Source organism: Shewanella sp. FeAMO (genome assembly GCF_053653955.1).
Genome location: NZ_CM132201.1, coordinates 569,271 through 592,357, shown reverse-complemented (window position 1 = coordinate 592,357; position 23,087 = coordinate 569,271). Strand labels below are relative to the sequence as shown.

The following is a 23,087-nucleotide window of genomic DNA, read 5'->3' as shown; positions in this document are numbered from 1 at the left end:
CTCAGTTGGCTCCTTCCAGCAGTTCCAGGGTGACCTCTTCATAGGCCAGTACCCGGCCACCCCAGGCTTCGGCGAAAGCCTTTGCCGCTTCCTTGGTTGAAAACGGTGCAACGGCAGGCCCCATCACTCCCTTCTTGCTGGTGCCATAGACATACCAGGCCTTGGTGGCATCGATAAAGGCGTTGTCATCCGGCTGCTCCCAGTCGGTTGTGCCCATGTCATGAACAAACATGGCGGCAATACGGCGTTGATTTTCCGGTTGCAGCGCAAAGCTGAACATGTCGCGGCTGGAGCAGAACTTGGGCACGGCATCACTGTCTTTGAGCATAAGTTGGCCCTTGGGCCCAGGGTATTTGGTGATCATCATGCCGCACATATGGCACCTGTCATGCTGTTTCAGGTGCTGGGCGTGATGTTCATGATTGTGGCTCTGCGCCGGTGTGCATCCGGGCAGCCCCAGCAGCAGGATGGGAATGGCGATGGCCAGCAGTGTCTTTTTCATCTTTCTCTCCAATCAATAGATTCAACGCCTCGCCGGGGCCTTGCAGGGACAACCCATTTGGCGAGGGTTGAAAAATCACTCGAGTCGGCTGCGGGCGTTGGCAATGGCATATTGCAACGCCTCACGATCCAGTTGCGTATTGTTGCTGTCCAGCAGCAGTTGCCAGTGGCCTATGGCCTCGGCATATCTTTGGTTGAGGAAGGCATCATTGGCCAGCAGCAGCCGGGTGCCGGGGTCGGCACTATCCAGCGCCAGGGCCTGTTCGACCCAATCCTGGGATTCCGGCAACCACTGGCGTTGATCTCGGTAATAGGCGGCTTCGGCCAACTGCCCCAGTAAGGCGGCGCTCTTGCCCTGAAGCTGCAACAGCTGCTTCAGGGTAGCCACCGCATCCAGATACATGCCGCCGCGCACATAGGCCTGGGCCAGCTGTTGCATCAGGGCACTGTCTTGTGGCGCATCGGCACTGGCGCGTCTGAGCCGGACAATTTCGGCGGCCAGCAGGTAGTCTATGCTGTCGTCGGCCTCGGCCGACTGCCAATCCTGGTAGCGGCCGGTATAGGAGTAAGTCCCAAGACTCAGGCCTATGATCAGCAGCGGCAGCAGACTCCAGTGCCACAGGGCTGGAAGAACTCTGTCCCCGCGGCAGGTTTGCCACTGATAGAGGGCAAACAGGCTCATAAATGCCAGGCTCAGCAGGGCCAGTCCCAACCAGAGCGGATTAGCCATAGTGCCTCCTGTCAACCGTGGCCAGGCATTGGGTGCTTACTGTCTTTACCCGGCTTTTCGACCTTGACCAGCTCGACTTCAAACACCAGAGTGGCCTGCGGCGGGATCACCCCGGGGGCCTGCTCGCCATAGGCCAGCTTGGCAGGGATCACAAAACGGAACTTGGACCCTTCGGGCATCAATCTCAGGCCTTCTTCCCAGCCGGGGATCACTGTCATCAGCGCGAAACGGCCGGCGGCCTTGTTTTTGTTGCTGTCTTCAAATACTGTGCCGTCGATGAGCTTGCCGACATAATTGACTGTCACCACATCTTCCGGGTTAGGCTTCTTGCCCTTGCCCATGCTCAGCACTTCGTACTGCAGGCCACTGTCGGTAACCTTAACGCCGGACTTTTTCTTGTTCTCGGCCAGGAAAGCTTCGCCGGCCTTGAGGTTTTCCTCGGCCAGTTTGTCGAAGCGCGCCTCTCTTTCTTCATTGAGGGCGATGGCTCTTTGGTTGAGCAGATCCAGGATCTGTTCATCTGTCAGTTGCTGCTTGTCTTTAAGAGCATCGGTAAAGCCGGTGATCAGCAGCTCCATATTGACTTCGGCGCCCAGCTCCAGCTGTTGGTAAACCTGGCCCGAAATATAGTTGCCCACTGAAGCACCCAGAGCGTAGGAGGTCTTGTCTGTCTCTGTCTTCAAGTCAGCCGCCAGCGCGGGCAGGCTCAGACAAAGCGAGAGGGAAATAGTAGTAGCAAGTTTTTGTAATTTCATGGTTTTCATCCTGCAATTTCTAAATTCAATGCCCAAATAATCTATTTTCAAGGACGCTCAATCGGCCGTCCGGAAATACGCCAGCCATAGATACCATCCGGCATCTGCCTGACATCGGTATAACCCAGTTTCATCACCTCTCTGGCGGCCACATTGCTGGCGGTGCAGAGGCGGTTGGCACAGTAAAACACCATGGTGGTGTCCTTGTTTTCCGGCAACAAGGTCTTCCAGTTATTGACGTTGAAGTAGATGGCGCCGGGAATGAAGCCATCCCCCCATATCTCCAGAGTGTTGACGTCATAGAAGATCACTCCGGGCTGGCTGAGCAGCATCTCGGCCTCACGCATGGAGATCTGGTTGAGTATCTCTTCGTGGTAAGGGGCAGGAACCAGATCCCCGCCACCGCCGGCCAACACCGCCGGTGTCGCAACCATAAATGCCAGTGGCAGCAAGGACTGTTTCAGCGCCTGTTTCAATGAGAGTCGGACTCGCATCTTTATCCTCCATTAAAGGCTCCGGACGAGCGCCCGGAGCCTGAGTTGCCTAATTACAGCGAGGCTGTCTTGGTGCCTTTGCCGTCGGCGATGGCTTCAGCCTGAGTCACATAAGTGACAGCTGCATCCATACGCTTGACTGCGTAACGGGGAGCGTGAACCCCCCAGGAACCGTCTTTACGAATAAACTCAACTATGTCGCGGGCCTTGTCGGTCAGCAGCAGTACCTGAGTCTTGTCTTCGATAGACAGCTTGTTCTTGGCGACCTTGCGATCAACACGCTTGAGCGCTTCTTCCACTTTCGCCAAGCTGTCTTTAACAGGTGTCTGCCACTTCATGACCTTGCCGTAGATCTCTTTCTGATCCTTGAAGTGCAGGCCCTTGCTCAGCTCAGACTGGAACTGGCTGTGACAACCTTTACGCTCAACTACATCGTGGTCAGAGATAGAGGTACGGGCACAGGTCCACATCAGGTCGAGATAGCCGTGACCATTCTCATCCTTGGCCACAGTCCAACCTTTGGTGGTGGATTTGCGAGGTTGACCTTCGGGTGGGTTAAGGGTCTTGCGATCCGGGCTGACATCAATCTTCCACAGGTGAGACTTACGCACTGCGTCGAAACCGGCCATATCCGGATACTGAATCGCGGTGAAGTTCTCACAGCTGCCCATGTTGGGCATGTGACAGCTGGTACAGCTGTTCTTGGCGTGGGTACCTGTATTGGCTGCCATTTCGGCCTGAACCTGGTGACAGTCAACACAGTCTTTCTTGATAGCAGGCTTGGTATAACCTGATTTCCAGTCATTGCTGGTGACTTCGTGTGGATCGTGACAGGTAGAACAGCGCATGCCCTTGTCATAGTGAGAAGACATGAACATCTGTGAACCTTCGGTACCACAGGAAGGACAGGCGGACTTCATCTTGACGTTGAAGGCATATTCCAGCTTTTCTTTGCCTTGCTCTGTCTCGGCCAGCTCATCGATATAGTTGAAACGCTGGTGACAACGTTCACAGTTGGAAGGCATGCCGCCACCGTTACCACCATCCAGGTGACCACCGGCGCCGTGACACTCTTCACAAGCGATACCACGGCTGATGGTGTGTTCCTGCAGCTTCTTGGGATCGCCAAGAGCATCCAGGTATTCCTGCTTGTTCTTGAAGTCAAACTTGAAGCTATGGCAAACCTCGCAGTAGGAGCTGGCAGGCTGGAACAGGAACTCTTTCTTGTACTTGGCACCGTAGGAGGTCATACCCCACTGGTGGGAACCACTGGCGCCGAAGTCTTCCATCTTGGTGGGGAAGTCAGGAATCACCTTCTGGATCTTCTTGGCCATTTCCGGGGTCAACCATTCGGCCCAACCACGGGAGAACTGGTTACCACCGGCAACCATGGTACCTGTACCGTCTTTCAGCAGACCGCCTTCAATATGGTAGGAACCACGCACCAGGAAGCTGTCGATATAGCCATACTTGGTTCTTGGAGTACCGACTGTGGCGTAGATAGCATCCGGAGTTATGCCGTCCGGCAATACGGAAGCATCAGAACCATACAGCTTTTTCTTCAGATCATTGTCCACTTCCGGGTGTTCACCGGGGAAACGTATGGTCTTGGCGTGACGGGAGCGCTGCCACTTCTCATACTGCACCGCGTGACACTCACCGCACTTCTCAGGGCCAACAAACTTATTGGGGAAGTCGAGAATAGACTTGGCCGCCAAACGATACTGCACCGCAGAGGGGCGCCCCACCCGCTTGCTGTACTTCTGGCCATTACCTTGGTCCATGTACTCTTCACCGCGGTCACTGACCTTGTACATACCAATTAACTTGCCCTGCTCCTGATACTTGAACACAGGGTGATTCTGGAACAGGTAGTCGAACAGCTCTTTTTCCTGAACGATATAGTCCTGCAGCGTCTTGACGCCGTTTACCTTTTCCATGCCGTTGGGATTGGCGATCACCTTCTGCGCCGACTCTCCCATCTGCTTATTGCCGTGACCTGGTTTATCTGCCGCGAGCGCACCAGCCCCGCTGACGGCAGTTAAACAAAACAACATGCTGAGTGTTGTCCTTTGTTGCCATCGTCTCATCATATACTCCTGAATTTGTCGTCGGTTATTTCACAAACGAACTTGTTATTGCCGGCTTGACCGGTCACGACTCATTCTTCATATGTACAAGGACAAAAAGCTGCGCCAGAGCACAGCTCGCCCCCGCTTGAGAACTCAAGAAAGCAACACCTTACATTTACCTTTAAAAACAGTAACTTTAATCTTGAACAACAGAACTATTCAGTTCTTTTTTTGAGCGTTTTATTTCTCAAAAAACCTCAAAACCCCGGCTGAAAATTGAAAAATGCCGCACCGGCAAACATAGGCTGATAAAGGCGTGACAGATCACAAAGCCAAAGGGGTAATAACCCTAGTCTCAGTGCCATAGATCCATTTCCGGGAAGTCCCGGCATAACAAGAGAGCGGCCATGTTTTCCATCACCATGTTGCCCGAACTGGGACACTTCCTGCTGATCCTGGGCGGTAGTTGTGCCTTGTTTGGCGCCTTGCTTGCGCTGCTCAAATATCGCAACCCAGGTATCGAATGGCCGCTGCGGCCACTGCTGCTGGGGCAAGCGCTGGGACTGACAGGCGCCATACTCCTGCTGGCATTGGCGTTTATCCTCAACGACTTCTCTGTGGCTTATGTGGCCAACAACTCCAATTCGGCCCTGCCGCTGTTTTATAAAGTGGCCGCAGTTTGGGGCAGCCATGAAGGTTCTTTGCTGTTTTGGATGACAGTAATGGCGCTATGGGCCTGGCTGGGGTTGCCGAGGCGCTCGCGAGATCAGAACTATCTGTTGATGTTGCACGGCAGCTGTTCGGCGATTCTCTGTGGCTTTGTCTTTTTTATGTTGCTGTACGCCAATCCCTTTGCCCGCCTGCTACCGGAAGTGCCGATAGAAGGACGCGATCTCAGCCCCATGTTGCAGGACATAGGCCTTATCCTGCATCCGCCACTGCTGTTTCTTGGCTATGCAGGCCTTGGGATCTGTTTTTGTATCGCGCTGGCATTGCTTGTCAGCCACAAGTTCAGCGCCGCCCGCCTTGGCAAGCTCAAGCGCCATCTGCTGCTGACCTGGGTGTTTCTTACCGCGGGTAATGCCCTCGGATCCTGGTGGGCCTATAACGAGCTGGGCTGGGGCGGTTGGTGGTTCTGGGATCCGGTGGAAAATGCCGCCTTTATTCCCTGGCTGGTGACCACAGGCGCGCTGCACTGCCTGTTGATCAAAAATCACAACCCTTTGGCCCAGCTCTCGGCCCTGGCGCTGGTGTTGCTGGGCTTCAGCCTGTGCCTGCTGGGCACCTTTATTGTGCGCTCCGGCATTATTCAGTCTGTGCATGCCTTTGCTGCCGATCCCGAGCGCGGGGTGATCATTCTATTGCTGTTACTGCTCTACGGAGGCGCCGGTTTCAGCCTGTTTGGCCTCAGATGTCGCCATCACTGGCAACCGGGCAAGCTGGCACCACTTGGCCGGGACGGTCAGCTGTTGCTCGGCAGCCTGATCTTGCTGACCATGGCGCTAACGACCCTGTTGGGTACCCTTTACCCGCTTTTCTATCAGGCACTTGGCCTGGGAAGCCTGTCGGTAGGGGCGCCCTACTTCAATACTCTGTTTGTGCCCATGTTGGCGCTGCTACTCTTACCCCTGGCGCTAAGCACCCTGCCCCATATGGCGCCGAGGCGCCTGGGACTGCTGGCGCTGGTCACTGTAGCTGCGACCGCTCTGGCGCTGTTTTTCGAGGGCAGGCTCGACCCCTGGCTACTGGCGGGCGGTGCCATGAGCCTCTTTCTGCTCTGCACCCTGCTGCTTTATCTATTGCCGCTGGGCCAGATTGCCGGTAAGCGCCGCAATATTCCCATGTTGCTGGCCCACACCGGCCTTCTTGTCAGCATCATGGGTGCTACCGGAGTCAGCTGTTTCGAGCAGCACTCTCTGCTGCGTATGGGCCCGGGCCAAGGCAGTATTCTGGGCGACTACACCTTTATCTATGAGCAGACCCGTTCGCTGGACAAGCCAGCCTACCGCGGTGAACAGGCCGTAATTCGGGTTGAACGCAATGAGCAACTGCTTACTTACCTCTATCCGGAGCGTCAGGAATTCAACTCCAACGGCATGTCGCTGTCCCAGGCCGCCATCTATCGCGGAGCCTTTGGCGATCTCTATGTCTCCATGGGCACCCAACTGAGTGATGAAGAGTTTCTGGTGCGTCTCAGCATCAAGCCGCTGGTGAGTTGGATCTGGCTCGGCGGTGGTTTGATGGCCATTGGCGGCCTGCTGGCCCTCGGAAGCCGACGACGCCTGCTGCAAACCGATTTATTAACCGCCTCAGGGAGACTTCAACATGATTAAGCTAATGCTGCTTGGATTATGGCTCAGCTTGAGTTGCGCCGAAGCCCAGGCGACCGACATGGATATTGCCCGTCTCAGCATAGATATTTCCAAGGAACTTCGCTGCCCCATGGCCACCAACCAAAACCTGTTTGAGTCGGAAACCGCCATTGCCAGCGAGCTCAAGGCGCAGATCTATCTGATGCTGCAGCAGGGCAAGAGCCGGGAACAGATACTCGACTTTATGGTGGAACGCTATGGCGAGCAGATCCGTTATCAACCCACGCTGAACGCAGGTACGGCGCTGCTGTGGTTGGGGCCAGTACTCTTGCTGCTGGTGCTCCCCGGCGTGTTGCTGTTTTTCGGCCGCAGCAACAATCAATCCCCTCACGATCAGGAGAATCCATCTTGAGATCTTATTTTCTTCTATGTCTTGCCCTGCTGCTGCCGCTGTCAGCCCAAGGGGGCATAATGCAGCACAAGGCTTATCACACAGGTGAGCCTGTGCCAAACAAGCCTATGATTATGCGTGAATTTGTTGAAATGCAGCACGCCAGAAAGGTGGCAAAGGTAACCTTTGCCGATCTGCAGGGTAATCCCAAAACCTTGGCTGAATATCAAGGGCGTTTGGTGCTGCTGAATCTCTGGGCCAGCTGGTGCCCGCCCTGCCTGCGTGAGATGCCGGCACTGGCCAAGCTGCGCAGTAAACTGCAGGGCAGCAGTATTCAGATAGTGCCGCTGTCGATAGATGAAGATCCGGCTGCTGTGGCCCCTTTTCTGGCCAAGCATGAGCTCAAGTTGGATGACAGTTGGATAGACAGCAAGAAAGAGATAGAGAAGATCATGCCGGCCAACGTGGTACCGGCAACTTATGTGTTTGATCCCAATGGGAACTTAGTCGGCTTTATTCGCGGCTATCTGGACTGGGATGACCCGGATATCGCCGACTACCTGTTGCGCTTTGCCGCCAAGTATCAGGCGCTGGCCCAAAGCAAAGTGCCACAGTAAACCGTGCAACCGTCCCGGAGCATCTCCCAAGTCACTCCGGGCCACCTTAGGGAAGGTGCGAATAAGTCCTCGTGGCACTCTGGCTTGCACAGCAATTGGCGTTCAAGGCATCTGACTGAAGGCATGCCGGGGCCTGTCAAAGTCGGATAACGCAGAAAGCCGGTTGCTGTGCAAGCCCCGAAGGGCGTGGCTTACAAGCCTGCCTGCTGTGTTGTGCTTCTTGCAAAGGACTAGGGCCATTTGCGGCGAACCACGCCTTGCATTCAGACCTGTAAGCCGACGCAGAGCACACATGGGACTTGTTCGCACCTTCCTTAGGCAAATCTCTCCGCCATACTTTTTGCCCGCTTTCCCGTCACGCACGCCAATTTTTGTCGGGAAAGCCTTTTTTCTCAGAAGCGATCGAAACTCACTTCCACCGGAACCCCCTCAATCGCCAAAGGCAGGCTCTGATGCAAAGCAAGCGTGACCTTGAGCGCCGGTTTGTCACCATCGAAAGGACCGGACAGCTGCTTGGGCACCTTACCCACCAATTCGGTCGGTTCTTTAATTTCGGCGCGGATCCGGGTTCCATTGGGGAGTTTGACGCTGGCCTGCTGCCCCTGAGCGACATAGTTGAGATACTTGGGCGCCAGATAACAGACCACCACAGGCTGTGCCCGCCCCGACAGCCAAAGCATAGGCTGCTGCTCGGCTATGGTTTCCCCCTGCTGCACCAAAACATCGGCTACCCGGCCGGCAAACGGCGCCTGTATAGTCAACTGCAGGCGTTTGGCCTGCAGCTCCGCAAGCTTAAGCAGCAGGCTGTTGCGACTCTGGGCTATCACCCCCGCCTCCCGCTCCTGCTGTTGCAACTGCCTTTGCTGCAACAGCTCTGCCCTGGCCTGCTCCAGGGCCATTCTGGCACTGGTATGGGCCTGCATCACCGCCGCCATATCTGCAGTGGGAACCACCCCCTGCTTACGAAATGACTCGAACTGCGACAATAGTTCATCCTGACGCTTTACCCCCTGCTCGGCCACCAGCACCCGTTGTTCCAGTTGCCCCAGAATAGCCAAATCCTGCTCCAGCGATGGCGGTGTCAGCTCGGCCAACTGGCGCTGTAACTCGTCAATGCTGGCGTCCAGACCGGCATCGGCTATGCGCCCGAGCGCCTGACCGGCATCGACCCTACTCCCGGGTTGTACTGAAAGCTCCAGCAATCGGCCCTTCTGCATTGCCCGCATTTCCAGCGGCTCAGAGGTCAGTATTCCCGGTGCCAGCACAAACAGGCTGGGGCGCAGCAACACCCAAAGCAGCAAGACCACAGGGGCGATAACCAGCAACAGTAGCAGATACCAACGCCATTTCATTCCGCCCCGTTTTGCCGGGGCATAGTCCACCTTTAAACCTTGATCCCGGGTGGGTTGTTGCGCCTTGGCAGCCGCTTGATAAGTCACTTTCACTAAAATTTTCTCCCGCGTTTCAGCACCCACCAGGGAGCCATGGAACTCTCTTCATGTGAGCGTCTGACCATTTCATTAAGCAAGGCAAACAAGCAGATACTTCGCATGAACAAGGCGTAGAAGGGATAAAGCGGCAACCAGAGCAGCAGCTTCAGGTCCTGACGTGGCCGCTCGGAAATCGCTACCAGTACCAGCAGATAGAAGAACAGCAAGAATCCCAAATATCCCAGGTAGATGGTCAGGGCAATGATTGTCAAAAACTGCCAGGGGTACGCCAGTGCTATCCCTAAGCTGTAGAGCAGGATGACAAAGGGCATCAGCACGTTTTGCAAGAAGCCGTAGACCAGAGTAAAGGCGAAGGTGGCGCCCCCCAGAAGCCCGGGGGTAAAGGCCGGCCAGTGCTTGCGAAAGTAGAGAAACAAAAGGTCGCCATCCCAACGTAATCTTTGCCAGACAAGCGTCTTGAGATCCATGGGGGCATCGGTATGCCCTATGGCCAGCGTGGCAAAGGGAATGCGCCAATTGGGATGACGGCCGAAGTACTGTTTGAATCTCAGCGTCAGATCCAGATCCTCGGCGGTATGGGTATCCCAGCCGCCGATTTTGACCAGCAAGTCACGGCGAAAAGCGCCGAATGCTCCTGAGATATTGTTGAGCAGATTCCAATGCCCAAGACCGGTCTTGCCGCCTTGCATGGAGATCAAATATTCAATCGCCTGCATCCGGGTCCACAGCGAATCATCGACATTGCGCACCCGCAAAGAGCCACCGACTGCCGGCACGTTGGGATCGGCGAACAGCGGCACGATTTGGGAAACCATATCATTGTCGAACGAAGTGTCGGCATCGGCATTCATTACCAGCTCGCCGCTGGCCCTGGCCAAACCGGCATTCAGAGTCGAAACCCGGCCACCACGTTGCCACTTGGGCAGCACGATAATCTCCCGCCCCGGGCGGCGGCATTGTGCCGCTGCTGCCTTGGCGACCTCGAAGGTTTCGGCGTTTTGCACCGCGCCGTCAACCACGGCAATAATCTCCATCTCCCCCGGGTAGTCCTGTTCGGCCAAGGTGGCTATGGTTTGCCGCACCGCTTCTTTCTCGGCATAGCAAGTAATGATGCAACTGACCTTGGGTCGATAAGCCTTCTCAACCTTGGGGCGGCGGAACGTTTGCCAATGCCAGCCGATGACGCCTGAGACCACTATCAGCATCAATGGCATTTCGTAGAGAAAAATCATCGGCACCAGCCAGAGAAACAAGCTGACGTCTGTCGCCAGGTTGTGCCAAATATCCAGGCTCATAAAAGCCAGGGTATTGAACTCACTCACCGTCCAATACCTCGGCCTGCTGCAGACGGCTGGCTAACCAGGATTCAACTTCGGCACCAAGTTGTTGATCCGGCAGGCTGACCGCCTTGAGCCTTAACCTCAACTCTCCCTCTGGCACGCTGTCATTGAGCCTCTGTAGTTTTTGCTTCAATGCCGGTAACTGTGACTCGCCAGTGTAAGGCAATAGTAACAAGACGCCTTGGTCATCATGGCTGCTGCAGGCATCGGTCACCCGAACCAGGCTCAACAAGCGCTGCCTGAGTGCATCGAGCAGAGTCAGGGCGCGGGCTTCTCCGCTGCCGGCCAGATCCGGCGCCAACGCCTCCAGATCCAATACCAACAACAGGTGCTCATGACCATGACGCAGTGCCAACTGATTGTGCCACTGCAGTAACCAGAGGAAGTGAGCCCGGCTCATCTGTTCGCCAAGCGCGGCAAACAGTTGCTGCTGAACCCCATGGCGCACCAGTTCCCTTCCCTGCTCCGCCAGTTCAAAGTCAGAGATGCGACGTATGGTCAGCTCGTCCGGTTGATGTCCATGACCACAGTGCAGACAAACTGCCTCGACCTTGGCCTCCAAAAACAGGCTATTACAGCTATTGCAGTGTTGGTTTTCTATTGGTCTGTCATAGTCGACACCTATATGCCGCAGCCGCTGCAAACAGTTGGGGCAACTGAGTCCGCCACTGCGACTGAAGGCTTGCTGACTATCCACATGACCACAGTTAAAACAGTGCAAACTGGTCTGCATATCAATTTCTATGCTGCGGCACTGGGGACAGAGATCGATATAGTTGAGGTGCCCTGAATGGCACTTGCAGCATAGCCTGACTCTGTCCTTCAGCTTGGTGGGTGCCAGCCAATGCCGGTTCAATAATTTGTCCAACAGCACTTGGCTTGCCTTTGCTGACCCCGTCAATAGCTGCAGCAGTGGATACTCATAAAGATGTGGCTTTTCCGGCGTAGCCACAGGTTGTAAACGATATTCAGGAAATAACCACATAAAGCTCAACAGCCGATAACTGACATCATCCTGGCTGGGTAATTTAATTAAGCTCTTCCTTTGCCAATAATTTTCCAACTCTTGTTTGAAGTCAGGCTGAAATAAACCATTGGCCAGATATTCAGAGAGAGGGCTTGGCGTTATCACTTTGATCATGGCCATAAAGCTTGATGGCTGGCATCTCAGCTGAATCAGCGCTTGGTCCTGAGCTTCAGCCGGCAGGTTCAGGCAGATGACTTCATAATCAAGACCGGCAGCCAAGAAATCACTAACATCATTAAACACTTCAAAATCAGTGCTATAACTTTCTGAATTTCGAAAGCCAATCCAACAGGGGATGGCCTGTGCCTCAACACTGATATCGGCTCTGGTAATGGACATATAAATCTCGGCAACGACAAGCCCGCCAATGAAAGATGAAAACATCCTTGGCGAAGTTTGTACGAATCAATTAGAATCTATTTTTAAGCGGTGGAGATTATATAACCAAAAAAAACAAAACCGCCAATATTTTGACGAAAAAAGAGAACCTGCCACTTTATTATTCAGAACAACTCACAATTAATTATATTTAAAATAAAACTCTGAAATATACTTAATTATCCCTAAACAATATCCTTCTTTTTATCTCCAAAGGTATCAAACTGTATCCTTCAATTCAGTTTCAAAACCATCCACTTTTATATCCTGCTGTTTGCCACTGATGGGATCGATAAAGCGCAAGCGACAAGCCATCAGCTTGAGGGGCTTATTGAAATTATCTTCGCTCCTGGGTTGCAGTTCGGGGTAAAACCTGTCGTTCAGCAGTGGCATTCCAAGACTCTGCATATGCAGCCTGAGTTGGTGAGTCTTGCCGGTAATTGGACTCAGACTGAACAGCCCCATATCGCCATTAACGGCGATGAGACTGATTTCCGAGTGACTGTTGGCCTCACCCTCTGCCAAGCGCATGATAAAACTGGGCTCGCCCTTGATGAGGCGATTTTTCACTGTCCAGTGCAGCGGCAGGCTAAGTTCGCCAGTTGCCAATCCAGCCTGAAGCTCAGGTGTCAGCCGCGCCAGCGCCTGGTAGTCCTTACGTATCTGGCCTTCACGGAACAGAGCATGATAGGCATGCCGGGTTTCGGGATCGGTGGACATCAGCATGACTCCGGCCGTTTCTCTGTCCAGCCTGTGCGCCGGCGCTATCGTTTCTATTCCGGTGCGGCGCCTTAACCTATGCACCAGGCACTCGTTGACATAGTTGCCGCTGGGAGTCACAGGCAAAAAGTGCGGTTTGAACACCAGAATGCTGTGCTCGTCCTGAAACAGGATCCGCTCTTCAAAAGGGATCCGGGTTTCTTTGGGGACTTCACGGTAATAGTAGACTCTGGCGGTAGGCCGATAAGGGGTATCGGCCTGGATAAGCTCGCCATTTTGCCAGTGCACCTTGCCGGTTGCGACCCGCTCACGCCAAACATCGGCATCGATGCGCCTGAAATGGTCGATAAGAAAGGCCAAAACAGTGGGCTTGTCGGTCACATCCCTTGGCAAGACAACATAGGAGGGCTGTGCGGCTCTGTCTGTTTGGCTCATAACTCTTCCGGCAAAATAAAAAATGGCGACTCAAGGTCGCCATTCTACTCTATCTACCTTAAATTATTCGAGGCAGGTACTCTCAAAGCTGCTGCTGAACATGGGACTTAATCAACTTGAGCACAAAGTCCATGGTCTTGTGGCAATCAGGTTGATTCAACAACAGCTGTTTGTCCTTGTTGTATAAGGGCAAAACTTCCAACCAACGCTGGCTAACCCAAGCGGCATCATCCAGATGCACTTCTGATGAGTAGAGCCCGCGCAAGTCCGGGTTGACCTCATAAAACTGCTCCAGCGCCGCGCTGATAAGGGTGAACTCGCCCCGAATAGGCTCCTCGGCCCAGTTGGGACAATCCATTACCTCGGCCAGCCAGCGGCCATCTTTTTCCTGTTTGGCGGACAGGACTTTGACCCTTTGCTTGCCTTCCAGAGTGATACTCAGCGAGTCATCTTCCAACTGATTGAAGTCGATGAGCTCGCAGCGAGTGGCAATGGGGAAACTGGGCGGCATGGCAACGCTGTTACGCATTCCGAAAGCCAGCGGATATTTCCCCTTCAGGACATCGGCCACCATGCTCAGGGTGATGGGGTCAAGGATCCTGATCTCAAGCCGTCCACCTGGCAACAACAAGGCATCATAGGTCAGTAACGCCATTTCCTGTGTATGCATAGCAACCTCCTTCCCCTCGGGGAGTGAGTAACCGAAAGCGAACCTGAGGTTCAACATTCGCTTTAAAGTCTAGCAGTTGCTGAAATTTCATCCATTGGCAATTTGGGCTAGTCCTTAGGTCTGCTAATGAGTTAGACAGGCGTTGAGTGGGTTTTGTTGCAAGCTTGCTTACAGAGGCTCCAGCCTTTGGGCTATCCTGCCACCGAGAAATACCTCGGCAAATTCATCAGCCAATCTGTTACTCATATCGGCTGCGCGGCGCCAATATTGAGTACGACTGGCGCTATCCAGGGTTTCAAAGTCCTTGCGATCCGGAATTTTGCCATAGGGCAGCGAAGCGACAAATTCCTCGGTGGGAGCCAACACCAAAGCATTATGATAACGGCGCTTGGCCCGGCGCCATGGCAAGGATTTATCGAACCATCCCGGCGCCATATGGGGATAAAAATGCGGATACAGGGTCAACCCCGGCGCTCGTGACAGCGGCAGGTCGAAGTGGTAATCAGTGATGCCGCCATCATAGAAGCACCCGTTGGTCACACCGCTGATTTCGGTTACCGGTGACAGCAGCAGTGGAATAGAACCTGTGGCCAGCAACACGGCTTCGATATTGTCACTGCTGAGCAAGGCGCTATTTCCGGGGAGATCTTTCAGCTGAGCGAAGGGGGAACCCTCTATGGCAGAGGCAAATACCAGACGCTCAAAGTGCCACCCCAAGGTGCGGCGACTGACAAGGTTGGTCATGGCGGTAGCGCCCAGGCCTGCCGCCAGCGCCAACTTGCTGCCGGCCCGGTTCAAGTGACGGGCGCGGCACACCACTATGTGACTGCGAATATGCGGCTGTTTGAGGATCTCTTCGGTGCCGCTTGAGCCTAAAATCCCGCTGACTATACCGCGGACCTGGCGGCTGACCTCTTCCCGGCTCGGACGGGTTTCATAGCGCTGGCCTATGTAGAGTTGTTCCAACCTTTGATAAGCCGCCAGCGGATCTGCCTGAGCCAGACAGGCCAAACGCCAGGCGCCGGATGAAGCGCCAAAAGTGTAAAGCGGTGTCTGCCTCTGTTTGAAAAACTCGGCAAACAGGTATTTGTCGAGCCCGGCAATCCCCAGCCATTTGGGACCACCGGACGCCGCCAGTAGTTGAGTAAAATGATCAGGCTTTAATCCCTGTTCCACCAATGTCTGATAGGCATCTGTACCGGCAAGAAATCGCAAGTTAGCCAAAAAGTCACTCCCTGAGCCGCAAAAGTCACAGGCAAGATACCGCAGCCTTGCACGGCAGCCAAGTTTGACTCAAGTGTGCCTGGCTTTTGCACTGCCAGAGTGTTCCCCCTCTCCTCCCGGCGGCTCCGAAAAACGGCCGGGACGACTCAAGTTCAAACGCCCAAGAAAACACTCGTAAGGCAGATTTGAAAGTCAAGATAGTCATAAATAGGCTTTCAACTCAAAAACAACTGTATAAATAAAAGCGAAACAGCCAATTAAACCCCAAACAAACCCAATATTTCCCTTATATAACCCAAACAGCCAAAACCCCGGATAGCCAAGGTCAGGGAAAGGTTTCTATCCAAAAAACTAAATGTTTCTAGAACGCTGCGCTCTGAGTTATCACTTTTACGTCTAAATGCATCAATTGTAACAATGCTACTATCCGCGCAATAAAAATGCAGTTTTGAATCATTCAAGAGGTCGTATGCGCTTAGCTCTTATTTCACTGGCAGTGGCGAGTCAACTGACTGTTCCTGCCGTCTTTGCTGCCGAAGAGCAGCCCAGTATCGAAACCATCTCCGTCATAGGTTCACGTATCGCCCTGCGAACCGCCACCGACAGCGTGGCACCGGTCGATATCATTACGGCCGAACAACTTGAAGCCACTGGCATGACGGAAACCGCCAAGGCGCTGCAGTTTGCCGCACCTAGCTACAGCTTCCCCTTCTCCTCGGTCACCGATGGCTCAGATGCCGTGCGTCCCGCCAGTCTGCGCGGCCTGTCACCGGACCATACCCTGGTGCTGGTTAATGGTAAACGCCGTCATGGCTCGGCACTGGTCCACCTCTCTGGTACCGTGGGCAAGGGCTCGTCCAACGTCGACCTGAACGCCATCCCTATGACGGCCATCAAACGCATCGAAATTCTCCGTGATGGCGCTTCGGCACAGTATGGCTCTGACGCCATCGCCGGGGTGATCAACGTAGTACTCAAAGACAACAGTGAAGGTGGCATGGTATCGGCCCAAGCCGGTCAAACCTATCAGGGTGATGGCGAGCAATGGCGTGTCGGCCTCAACCACGGCCTCAGCATAGGTGACACTGGCTTTGTGAATCTGTCGCTGGAAGCACATCACAAGAACAGCACCAATCGCGCCGGTTTGGATCCGCGTCAGCAATATCCATTGCTGGCCGATGGCAGCCCGGATCCCCGCGAAGAAACCGTTAACCGCAAGAATCACCATGTGGGTGACGCCGAATATGACAACCTGGGGTTGTTTCTCAATGCCGCTCAGGAGTTTGCCAATGACAGCAAACTGTACGCCTTCGGTGGCTTGAGCCAGCGCGAGACCCGCTCCGGCGCCTTCTTCCGCCGTCCACTGGATAGCCGCAATGTTGCCGAAATCTATCCCGATGGTTTCCTGCCGCAGATAACGCCCAAGATCACAGATCAGTCTCTGCTGCTGGGTTATGAATTTAACCTGGGCGAGTGGCAGTTGGATGCCTCGGCCGGATACGGCAAGAACCGCTTTAAGTACCGGGTTGAGAACACACTCAACGCCTCTTTGGGCCCCGACAGCCAAACCGAATTCGACGCAGGTACCCTGTCCACCGAAGAGTGGAACCTGACTCTGGATGCCTCACGTTACTTCGACTTTTACAATGACTCAGAGCTCCTGGTCGCTGTAGGCACAGCCTGGCGCCAGAACGCTTATCAGGTGGAAGCCGGAGAGCAAGCCTCTTATATCAATGGCGGTTATCAGAACAAGGCCGGCGGCAGCCAAGGCTTTGGCGGCTTTACCCCAGAATCGGCGGTAGATGAGGATAGAGACAACATAGGTGTCTATCTCGAGGTGGAAAACCAACTGACCGACGACTTCTACTGGGCCGCCGCGGTGCGCTATGAAGACTATTCCGACTTTGGTGACAACACCAGTTGGAAGCTGGCCGCCAGATACGATCTGACCGACAACCTGGCACTCAGAGCCACTGCCAACACAGGCTTTCGCGCACCCAGCGTGCAGCAGTTGTACTTCACCAATATCTCGACCCTGTTCAACCCGGATCCCGTGACAGGCCAGCTGGTACCGACCGAGTCGGGCACCTTCAACAACCTGTCTTCCGTGACCCAGGCGCTGCAGGTAGGCAAGCTGCAACCCGAGTTGTCAGAGTCCTTCAGCCTGGGATTGGTGTACACCAATGATTCCGGTCTGGCGGTGACTCTGGATGCCTATCAGATCAGCATAGATGACAGAATCGTGCTCTCCAGCTCACTGACACCGGCCGACTCCCAGGTGGTGGCAGATGCACTGGCCGGTACCAACGCCGAGTCGGCACGCTTCTTTATCAATGCCGTAGATAGCCGCACCCGAGGTGTGGATCTGGTGGTGACCCAGGACTTTGATCTCGGCAGCTACGGCGATCTGCGCGCGAGCCTGGCCTATGCCTATAACGACACGGAAATCCGCGATATCCATCTGCCAAACCTTCTGGATGGCCTGGAAGATCAGCTGTTTGACCGTATAGAGCAGACCCGGATGACCAAGGCCAATCCGAAGAACACAGGTAACCTGGGGCTGACCCACAGCCTGGGCGACTTCAAGACCAACCTGCGCCTGAGTTACTTTGGCCCCTACACCATAGGTTACTCACGTGAAGACGTGGAGTACGACGGTAAGTTCACCGTGGATCTGTCGCTGACCTATGCGGCCACAGATAACCTGAGCTTCACCGCCGGGGTGCAGAACCTGTTCGATACCTATCCGGAAAAACGCCCGGACGACAACAACTTCAACGGGATCTTCGTCTATCCATTGACCAACACACCTTTTGGTTTCAACGGCGGTTACTACTTCCTCGAAGCCAGATACAGCTACTGATTTACCGGAAAACACATTTGCAGGGAAACATATTTGCAGGGAAACATAGGGCCGGCGATATCGCCGGCCTTTGTGCTTTTTGGCGCTGATGCCGCTGATATCGGCCGCTTGGCAACTCAAGCGCCTGTCAGGCGCCTGCAGCTTCTCAAAGAGATCAAACTTCCAGCAGGAATGCTATTATACTGAGCCAACCCCTTTCCCCAGAAGATACAAGATGATAGTGGATACTCTGGCCAACCGTGGCCATTACCGAGTGCTGGGCCCACGTATTCAGGCAGCCCTGGATTATCTGGCCGCAACAGACTTCAGCCAACTGGCCCCCGGCAGCTATGAACTGGATGGTAAAAAGCTGTTTGCCATAGTCAACGATTACCACACCAAGCCCAGAGAGACCGAGCCATTCGAGGTACATAGACGCTATCTGGACGTGCAGTATGTGGTCAGTGGTGAAGAGGAGTTTGGCTACCTGCCGCTGCGGTCCCAAACGCCCAGTCGCCCCTATCATGAGGCGCACGACTATGCCGAGTTTGATTATCAATCCAACAGCGAAGCCGCGGCATTTATCCCTTTGAAGGCCGGCATGTTTGCCATCTTCTTCCCCGGAGACATGCATATGCCGGGCACGCTGGCCAAGGCCGTTGCTGTCCGCAAGGTAGTCGTAAAAGTACTGTTGGATTAGAAGACCACTTGCAGTAAAACGCCCGCGATTGCGGGCGTTTTTGGGTCAGTGGTTTACTTATCGTCTTGGGTTGTGGGCTTGCAAAGCATCTCCTCGGCGCCATAACCCCAGGTCACCCTGGCCTCGCCCTGATGCTCCCAGAAGCTGTAGTCACCGCCCTGATACTTGGCGCCGCTGCCGCTTGGCACACTGAACATCAAAATGCTTCTGTCTCCGCGCTCGGCAATCATGGTTGCCGGCTCTGTCTCGAAAAAAGTAGTCACCAACTCATTGGCCGGGTTGCCGTCACAGGCAAAGAATACCGGGCCGGTAGACGCCACCAAATGATAACGGGCCTGCAGTTCCACTATCCGCCTTTGATATGAATCCTTGGTACATTGCAGCTTGTCTTCACTCTTCCAACATTCGTTGCGGCCCTTGATCCAGCCGCGCTGCTCGGCCTTGAGCAGGGGTGGCTGTTCATTGACCGCCTTGTCACTGGCCTTGGCATAAACCTCGGCCAGCTGCTGATCCAGCTTGGCAAGCTCTGGCTCCTGACAAATAAGCATCTCTATACTGGAAGCCCGCTCGCCCAAGGCGTTGCAATCAAATGTCGGCAGTTCCCGCTCTGTTGCCTGGGGCGAGGTTGACCCACCACCTGTAGCCAATACGGCGGCAACATCCTGGCTGTTATCCAGTGTCTGCTGCCCGCAGCCACTGAGCGTCGCCGCGGCGACCAACGCCAGTAAAAGCCCTGTCTGTGAAACTGTCCCGAAACTCATTTTTGCTCCTTAATCTTCTCGCTAAACCTACTCGCGGATGCCTAAGCCTAGTCTAAAACCCCGCGCCTGTCCGCTGGCTGAATTAAATATCAGATCAATGAGTTGGCTATTAAGCCTTATCGACAAAATCCTGCAATGCCTGCAGATTGGCAATTTTCAGCAAGGCGCCCTGTTTTATGACCAGGCCCTTGTCGATAAGCTCTTTTACCGCCCTGCGATAGACCCGGCCAGAGGTGCCGAATCGTTCCGCCTCCTGATCCGGGCTGCCACAGGAACCCAGCATCACCTCTTCGTGTTGACGCCTGAGCAGATCGAAAGCGATGTTATAGCTGATGGGGTGCAAGAGCCTATTGGTGTAGATGTCCAGCGAATCCTGATAATCCCAGGCCAGGGCGCTGGCAAAGAAGAGGGTAAATTCGGGTTGTTGCAGCAGCATCTGCCTGACTTTCTTCAGGCATAACTGGCGGATTTCCATCGGCTCTTCGGCCAGCACACTCCACTGACAACTGGTGGCGGTAAAGAACTCCATCTCACCGAAAAGGTGCCAGTCGCAATCCAGCTCCCCCAATTGAAACCTGCGACCGTTGACGGCGCAGATATTCATCGACACCCGGCCTTCGGGCACCAGGCACATATGGGTCAACTCCCGCCCCTGAGACAAGAGATCTTCACCGGCCTGCAGCAATTGGCTCTGGCCGCAGCACTCGAGCATGGCGTCGCAAAACGCCTGGTGAGACTGCTTTAGATGCGCACTGAAACGCCCGGTGCTGTATGGTTGCAGCTGCATAACAACAAGATCCCGTAAAGATGATGGCTCATGCTAGCCCATCAGCCTTACGGGCACAAACTTCAACAACAGAGCGCCTCCAGCGCCGCCAAAGATGCCAGCTTCTCCCCCTGCATCATGGCGCTATCGGCGTCGACATACTGGTTGATGCCCTGTTGCACATCTTCACCATACAAGACCACATTATTGAGCACCGCGGCCACTTCCAGGCCTCTCAGGCGGCCAAGCGTCAACAGCGCTGCTGTTTCCATGTCGGCCCCCAAGACTCCGAGTCGATGCCAATGACGGCAAATCTCCAGCTCATCATCCCGGTAAAAACTGTCGTGTGAACGCACTATGCCGGAGTGGAAGCGGCAATCGCGGCGCTGCAAATAAGCCGCCATGGCATTGATTAGCTGCCGACTCGCCAGCGCCGGATAACCGGGCGGCGCATAACAGCCGGAGCCACCGTCATCGCGCACCGCGGCCTCCGCCAGAATCAACTCGCCCAAGGCTATCTGCGGCTGCAGCGCGCCGGCAGAGCCGACCCTAATGACACGGCGGGCGCCACACTGATACAACTCTTCCAGGGCGATAATCGCCGATGGTGCGCCTATGCCTGTGCTGCAAACAGTGACAGCCACGCCTTGGTAAAATCCGCCCATGCTGCGAAACTCGCGGTTCTCTGCCAGCAACCGGCCATCGTCCAACAGCGCGGCAATCCGATTGACCCTTTGTGGCTCGCCGCAGAGAATCACCCGCTCACTCACCTGCGCCGGAGACAGACAGATATGCGGCTGTTTATCGGCACTCATCAGCAAGCCTCCGCCGGACGGCTGCCATTGTCTTTGGCGGTACGCATCCACTGACGGGTGCCGTTGGCGGCAATAAACAACAGGATAATGTATTCAATCGACAGGGCATAAACCCCCTGGGCGGCATAGATGCCGACGCTGACCACATTGATAAGTACCCAGAGGATCCAGTTCTCGACATATTTTCGGGTCATCAGAATTTGCGCCACCACAGACAGCACTGTCATCACTGAATCCCAGAAGGGGAAAGCATCCGGCTCCAGCACAGGCTGGGCCAGCCCGGCACCAAACAGGTTGAGCGTATCGACACTGACCTGGGCAAAGAGAGCAAATACCGGGTCGATATAGACAGTCATCAGGCCGATGCCCAGCACTGAAACCGCCGCGGTAAAGGCCAGTTTCTGCTTCGACAGCCAACGCACCTTGAGGGTGTCGCCGGTTTGCTGATCCGGCCGGGTCCAGGCATACCAGCCATAGAGATTGGCGCAGAAGAAAAACAGCTGCAGCAGCAAGATGCCGTAGAGCTGTATTTGATAAAAAATAATCGCAAACAGAGTTACATTAACCAATCCAAACAGATAGTTAATCGTTTTTTCCTGGCTGGCGAACCAGATACAGAGCAAACCAAATACTGTGCCCACGGCTTCAATCCATGACATGGCATAGCCACTGCCAATGGGAATGTTCACCAGGGTATTGTTGATATCAAACCAAGCGGCAATATCCATCATCTATTCCTTGCATTATTGTGTTTTGCGCCCATGTAAGCAGATGGCAAAGCTCAAGTTAAGGACATTTGTCCACCTTGGCTGATTTAAGTCACAGCTCACTCTTGTGTGGCGCCTTCAGCACTGAAGCTGTGCCCTGACGCAGATGTTCACAATGGAAATTTTCCGCTTTCGGGATTCGCTTTTTTCGATTCGGCAACATTGGGCGCCATGTAACATTTTGGTTAATTCACTCAAGTCAGATGTGACTCAGTTCACTGTCCGGGGCTGGGCTTGCCCCCATGATGCGGGCATACCTTGGAAGCATTTAACCAGCTATGAAAGATATAAAACGACTGGACTATGAATTAATGCAGGTGCTAATCGCCATAGATGAGCACAGAAATTGTCAAAATGCTGCCCATGCCTTGAGGATAAGCAATTCCGCCATCAGCAGGCACCTCAAGCAGCTCAGGGAAATTTTTGATGACACCTTGTATATCCGCCGTGCCAGTGGTTTTATTCCCACCCATAAGGCAAGCCAGTTGCTGCCCATGGTTCAGGACCTGTGTCAGCGCTATCAGGAATTGGAGAATCAGTTCACCGAGTATCAACCGGCCAAGTCACGGGAGCACTTTGTTATTTCCGTCTATGATGACTTCAGCCCCATTATTCACAAAATACTCAATAATAAGGTGCGCCCTTTCGCACCTGATATGAGTTTTGATATTCGAATTCTGTCCCACGAATACACCACAGAACTGGAAAACGGCAATATAGATATTGCCGTGATGTCAGAAAGCTATACCGGCGCCCATTTACAGGGCAATCTATTTGCCGAAGTGAGAAACCTATATTTATTGGGCAACCGTAAACATCCTTTCTTACAGGATAACGTGCAGGTGACTTTAGAAGACCTGTTCAAATATCCCTATTATGAGATGGATAATTTCTGCGACTTGCCCGAGCCTTTAATTGTCTCTGCAGCCAGACGGCGCAACCAGGAGTGTGTCATCGCAGGCTCTACGGGGAGTCTGGCCAGCCTCGCCAGCGTATTGCTGGACATGCCTTACTACTCCATCTCCTGCAATCTCTTTACCACAGATTATGTTGCCGGTTTTCCCAATCTTATTTATAGAAAACTGCCCCTCGAAATAAGCCAGACCCTATTGAGCGAAATAAACACCAACAGAGATATAGGCCATTATGTCGTGGTCAGTGATCTAAATAAATCACAGGCCAGAGACTGGCTTAAGGAGGTATTGGTCAGAGAACTGAAAAGCGAATGGAACCTTAGAAAACCCAACTCATAACAAAAAGTCTCCCGGAATGAAAAATGGCAAGAGTCCGCTCTTGTCAGGGGGAGCTATTACCTAAGG

Annotated in this window: 21 protein-coding genes; 6 read left to right on the top strand and 15 right to left on the bottom strand. The window is 54.1% G+C overall.

Annotated features, from left to right (window positions below; all coding sequences use genetic code 11):
- Position 1 precedes the first annotated feature (1 nt).
- The 5 genes from ACWAU4_RS02700 to ACWAU4_RS02680 all read right to left on the bottom strand — a co-directional run bounded on the left by ACWAU4_RS02700 (position 2) and on the right by ACWAU4_RS02680 (position 4,570).
- A complete protein-coding gene (locus ACWAU4_RS02700) occupies positions 2-502 on the bottom strand; it encodes a nitrous oxide reductase accessory protein NosL (RefSeq protein ID WP_208125458.1) in 501 nt (166 codons plus the stop codon).
- Positions 503-577: 75 nt separating this feature from the next.
- A complete protein-coding gene (locus tag ACWAU4_RS02695) occupies positions 578-1,231 on the bottom strand; it encodes a tetratricopeptide repeat protein (RefSeq protein WP_208125457.1) in 654 nt (217 codons plus the stop codon).
- Positions 1,232-1,242: 11 nt separating this feature from the next.
- On the bottom strand, positions 1,243-1,995 hold the full coding sequence (locus tag ACWAU4_RS02690) for an FKBP-type peptidyl-prolyl cis-trans isomerase (protein ID WP_044733604.1): 753 nt from the start codon (positions 1,993-1,995) through the stop codon (positions 1,243-1,245).
- A 38-nt stretch (positions 1,996-2,033) separates the two neighbouring features.
- On the bottom strand, positions 2,034-2,420 hold the full coding sequence (locus ACWAU4_RS02685) for a rhodanese-like domain-containing protein (RefSeq protein ID WP_223828960.1): 387 nt from the start codon (positions 2,418-2,420) through the stop codon (positions 2,034-2,036).
- A gap of 113 nt (positions 2,421-2,533) precedes the next feature.
- On the bottom strand, positions 2,534-4,570 hold the full coding sequence (locus ACWAU4_RS02680) for a multiheme c-type cytochrome (RefSeq protein ID WP_025886840.1): 2,037 nt from the start codon (positions 4,568-4,570) through the stop codon (positions 2,534-2,536).
- A 389-nt stretch (positions 4,571-4,959) separates the two neighbouring features.
- Here ACWAU4_RS02680 and ACWAU4_RS02675 point away from each other — a divergent pair, with 389 nt between their 5' ends.
- The 3 genes from ACWAU4_RS02675 to ACWAU4_RS02665 are packed head-to-tail and all read left to right on the top strand — an operon-like array spanning position 4,960 to position 7,872.
- The gene (locus tag ACWAU4_RS02675) at positions 4,960-6,885 is read left to right on the top strand and encodes a heme lyase CcmF/NrfE family subunit (protein ID WP_208125456.1); all 1,926 of its coding nucleotides are present in this window, start codon (positions 4,960-4,962) and stop codon (positions 6,883-6,885) included.
- Entirely contained in the window at positions 6,878-7,276 is a 399-nt protein-coding gene (locus tag ACWAU4_RS02670) for a cytochrome c-type biogenesis protein (protein ID WP_071239156.1), read from the top strand. The genes ACWAU4_RS02675 and ACWAU4_RS02670 overlap by 8 nt, the downstream gene beginning before the upstream one ends.
- Positions 7,273-7,872, top strand: coding sequence for a TlpA family protein disulfide reductase (locus ACWAU4_RS02665; RefSeq protein WP_264920747.1), 600 nt, complete (start codon positions 7,273-7,275; stop codon positions 7,870-7,872). Before ACWAU4_RS02670 ends, ACWAU4_RS02665 begins: the two co-directional genes overlap by 4 nt.
- Positions 7,873-8,264: 392 nt before the next feature.
- Here ACWAU4_RS02665 and ACWAU4_RS02660 read toward each other — a convergent pair whose 3' ends face one another.
- The 6 genes from ACWAU4_RS02660 to ACWAU4_RS02635 form a co-directional block, all read right to left on the bottom strand.
- Positions 8,265-9,317, bottom strand: coding sequence for an HlyD family secretion protein (locus ACWAU4_RS02660; RefSeq protein WP_144226030.1), 1,053 nt, complete (start codon positions 9,315-9,317; stop codon positions 8,265-8,267).
- Positions 9,317-10,645: a glycosyltransferase family 2 protein gene (locus ACWAU4_RS02655; RefSeq protein ID WP_145839833.1), complete on the bottom strand. Its 1,329-nt coding sequence runs from the start codon at positions 10,643-10,645 to the stop codon at positions 9,317-9,319. Before ACWAU4_RS02655 ends, ACWAU4_RS02660 begins: the two co-directional genes overlap by 1 nt.
- A complete protein-coding gene (locus tag ACWAU4_RS02650; RefSeq protein ID WP_208125455.1) occupies positions 10,638-12,029 on the bottom strand; it encodes a TackOD1 domain-containing metal-binding protein in 1,392 nt (463 codons plus the stop codon). The genes ACWAU4_RS02655 and ACWAU4_RS02650 overlap by 8 nt, the downstream gene beginning before the upstream one ends.
- Before the next feature lie 258 nt (positions 12,030-12,287).
- Positions 12,288-13,223 carry a pseudouridine synthase gene (locus tag ACWAU4_RS02645; RefSeq protein WP_208125454.1) on the bottom strand — a complete coding sequence of 312 codons (936 nt, stop codon included), beginning with the start codon at positions 13,221-13,223 and terminating at the stop codon, positions 12,288-12,290.
- An 82-nt stretch (positions 13,224-13,305) separates the two neighbouring features.
- Positions 13,306-13,893, bottom strand: coding sequence for an LON peptidase substrate-binding domain-containing protein (locus tag ACWAU4_RS02640; protein WP_025009287.1), 588 nt, complete (start codon positions 13,891-13,893; stop codon positions 13,306-13,308).
- 168 nt (positions 13,894-14,061) lie between these two features.
- Positions 14,062-15,117, bottom strand: coding sequence for an alpha/beta hydrolase (locus ACWAU4_RS02635; RefSeq protein ID WP_208125453.1), 1,056 nt, complete (start codon positions 15,115-15,117; stop codon positions 14,062-14,064).
- 469 nt (positions 15,118-15,586) lie between these two features.
- Between ACWAU4_RS02635 and ACWAU4_RS02630 the strand changes: the two genes are divergently transcribed.
- Both ACWAU4_RS02630 and ACWAU4_RS02625 read left to right on the top strand, forming a co-directional pair.
- On the top strand, positions 15,587-17,980 hold the full coding sequence (locus tag ACWAU4_RS02630) for a TonB-dependent receptor plug domain-containing protein (RefSeq protein ID WP_025009285.1): 2,394 nt from the start codon (positions 15,587-15,589) through the stop codon (positions 17,978-17,980).
- 214 nt (positions 17,981-18,194) lie between these two features.
- Positions 18,195-18,659, top strand: coding sequence for a YhcH/YjgK/YiaL family protein (locus ACWAU4_RS02625; RefSeq protein WP_096142054.1), 465 nt, complete (start codon positions 18,195-18,197; stop codon positions 18,657-18,659).
- A gap of 53 nt (positions 18,660-18,712) precedes the next feature.
- Here the strand turns inward: ACWAU4_RS02625 and ACWAU4_RS02620 are convergent, their stop codons facing one another.
- From ACWAU4_RS02620 to pnuC, 4 genes are all read right to left on the bottom strand, one after another.
- Complete coding sequence (locus ACWAU4_RS02620; protein WP_208125452.1) at positions 18,713-19,420, bottom strand: MliC family protein; 708 nt, start codon at positions 19,418-19,420, stop codon at positions 18,713-18,715.
- Positions 19,421-19,529: 109 nt separating this feature from the next.
- Complete coding sequence (locus tag ACWAU4_RS02615) at positions 19,530-20,207, bottom strand: Crp/Fnr family transcriptional regulator (protein WP_208125451.1); 678 nt, start codon at positions 20,205-20,207, stop codon at positions 19,530-19,532.
- 62 nt (positions 20,208-20,269) lie between these two features.
- On the bottom strand, positions 20,270-21,001 hold the full coding sequence (locus ACWAU4_RS02610) for a nucleoside phosphorylase (RefSeq protein WP_037474249.1): 732 nt from the start codon (positions 20,999-21,001) through the stop codon (positions 20,270-20,272).
- Complete coding sequence (pnuC, locus tag ACWAU4_RS02605; RefSeq protein WP_269149838.1) at positions 21,001-21,732, bottom strand: nicotinamide riboside transporter PnuC; 732 nt, start codon at positions 21,730-21,732, stop codon at positions 21,001-21,003. The genes ACWAU4_RS02610 and pnuC overlap by 1 nt, the downstream gene beginning before the upstream one ends.
- A gap of 314 nt (positions 21,733-22,046) precedes the next feature.
- Here pnuC and ACWAU4_RS02600 point away from each other — a divergent pair, with 314 nt between their 5' ends.
- Positions 22,047-23,021: a LysR family transcriptional regulator gene (locus tag ACWAU4_RS02600; protein ID WP_107110202.1), complete on the top strand. Its 975-nt coding sequence runs from the start codon at positions 22,047-22,049 to the stop codon at positions 23,019-23,021.
- Positions 23,022-23,087 lie beyond the last annotated feature (66 nt).